This window comes from Marinimicrobium sp. UBA4209, from assembly GCF_002381585.1.
Classification (GTDB): domain Bacteria; phylum Pseudomonadota; class Gammaproteobacteria; order Pseudomonadales; family Cellvibrionaceae; genus Marinimicrobium; species Marinimicrobium koreense.
In genome coordinates, this window is record NZ_DFTP01000085.1 from 8,344 (window position 1) to 10,590 (window position 2,247).

3 protein-coding genes are annotated in these 2,247 nt (G+C 60.5%); all 3 read left to right on the plus strand.

Annotation, left to right across the window (positions count from 1 at the left end; all coding sequences use genetic code 11):
• Window positions 1-473: 2OG-Fe(II) oxygenase family protein (locus B3187_RS12365; RefSeq protein WP_286806783.1), on the plus strand; the 473-nt coding region annotated here is incomplete at its 5' end.
• The gene (locus tag B3187_RS12370) at window positions 470-1,402 is read left to right on the plus strand and encodes a hypothetical protein (RefSeq protein ID WP_286806785.1); all 933 of its coding nucleotides are present in this window, start codon (window positions 470-472) and stop codon (window positions 1,400-1,402) included. The genes B3187_RS12365 and B3187_RS12370, both read left to right, overlap by 4 nt.
• 19 nt (window positions 1,403-1,421) lie before the next feature.
• Window positions 1,422-2,247: putative urea ABC transporter substrate-binding protein (locus B3187_RS12375; RefSeq protein WP_286806786.1), on the plus strand; the 826-nt coding region annotated here is incomplete at its 3' end.

Genomic DNA, 2,247 nt, shown 5'->3' on the forward strand with positions numbered 1-2,247 from the left:
CGGACCTGCCGCCGGACACCCCGGGGATTGGTGCCCACACCGACTATGAGTGCTTCACCATTTTGAAGCCCACGGCTCCCGGACTCGAAGTGCTCAACGGCGCAGGCGAGTGGATTGATGTTCCACTGCAGGACGATGCCTTTGTTATCAACATCGGTGACATGATGGAAGCGCTCAGCAACGGTGCCTTCGTGGCTACCTCTCACCGGGTCCGTAAAGTGGCCGAGGAGCGCTACTCCTTCCCGATGTTCTGCAATCTCGATTACGACACGGTAATTGAACCGCTGCCCGAGTTGGTCAGCGACGATCAGCCACCGCGCTACGAACCCCTGATCGCCGGGGAGCACCTGTACGCCCAGACCATTCAGACGTTCGAATACCTGAAACAGCGCCTGGCCCGAGGCGAACTGGAGCTGCCAGAGGGCGCCAAAGGCCTGTCCTCGTTCGGCCAAAAGGCGGGGGGCGCGGTATGACTCTGCAGGAATTACTGGAACGTCACGCTCGACCGGCCACCGCCGGCGTGCCCGACTGGATGCTGGGCTGTTTTCGTCGCCGCTGCATCAGTTTCGCCAGTGGCGAGTCCGACAACCAGACCATCGTGTACTGGTTCCAGAGCCGCAATACCACCATCGATCTGCGACTGCCGGTTGCAGAGCAGCAGGTGCCCGCCAAGGCACTGAATGAATACAGCCCCGCGGAACTGCGCCGCCTCGCCGACTACGAAGGCTGGGAAGCGCGATCGCAATGGGATGGCGAACTAATGAGCTGGTTTGACGAGACCGCGCTGCAGACCCACAACCGCTGGCCGGAGCCGGCCGAGCTCAAGCGCATCGGCAACTGCATGATCGAGTTCGCACCGAGCGGCGCCTACGTAGAGGATTGGCGCGCACAACCCTCCGAGGCCGGCCCCCTGATCGGACTGCGGATGATCGAGCAACGCAACCTGGATACCGGTGACTGCGTTCACCGCGGCGGCGGACTGATCATCGCAGGCGATCATGCGGCACTGGTGCTCGGTCGCCCGGAGCCGTTGTCGAACGATGCAAGCCTCCAGAAGCAACTTGAGTCGGCCAGTCCGGACACGATACAGCGCCTGTTCGATTTTGAAACCTCTGTGGCCCGGGGCTCACTGAGCCAAGGCTATTCCATTGAACACAGCACGCGACCCGACCGAATCGGCCAGCCCCTTTCCCCTAGAACCACATCCGAGTGGTTCGTTGAAGACCAGGAGGTGCGTCACCGATTCAATCTTGACGGAGTCACCCACGAGCGCCGCTACCAGATCGATACACTGGAGGCACACTGCCCCTTCGATCTGCACACGCCCTGGACCTCAGAGGCCAAAGCCTGGTTCGGCCGGGAAGCCGCCACCCTGACCCGCTACACCCAAGTTCTCAATTAAAAGCCACCGGAGAAACATTATGACCCTTCGCATTCTGAAAACCCTGACACTGACCGCGCTGCTGTCGCTGTCCGCCATTTTTGCCCACGCCCAGGAGGAGCCGAAGAAGTTCACCCTGGCCTGGTCGATCTACGTCGGCTGGATGCCCTGGTACTACATCAACGAAACCGGCCTGATGGACAAGTGGGCCGAGAAGTACGGCATTGAAGTCGAGCTGGTACAGATCAACGACTACATTGAGCCGATCAATATGTACACCGCCGGGCGCTTCGATGGTGCCACCATGACCAACATGGATCTGCTGACCATTCCCGCCGCCTCCGGTGTCGACACCACGGCACTGATCACTGGCGATTACTCCAATGGCAACGACGCCGTCGTGCTCAAAGACCGGGACAGCCTGGAGGACATCAAGGGCCTGGATGTGTACCTGCTGGAGCTGTCAGTTTCCCATTACGCGCTGGCACGCGCCCTGGAATCGGTGGGTCTGACCGAGCGCGACATCAATGTCATCAACACCTCCGATGCGGATATCGCCAGCGCTTTCAACGACCCGGCAGTGCAGGCCAGTACCCTCTGGAACCCGCAACTGGCCGAAGTGATGAAGCACCCGCAAGCCAACAAGGTGTTTGACTCGACCCAGATTCCCGGTGAAATTCTGGACATCATGGCAGTCCGCACCGAAACCCTGGAAGCCAACCCCGAGCTGGGTAAAGCGGTCACCGGTGCCTGGTTTGAAGCCATGGCGATCATGAATTCCGATACGCCGGAAGGTCGCGCCGCCAAGCAGATGATGGCCGAAGCGTCCGGCACTGATCTGGCCGGCTATCAGCTGCAACTCGATG

Excerpts from the sequence above, each read along its gene's own strand:
- B3187_RS12370 (WP_286806785.1), top strand. The coding sequence starts at position 470 with ATGACTCTGCAGGAATTACTGGAACGTCACGCTCGACCGGCCACCGCC.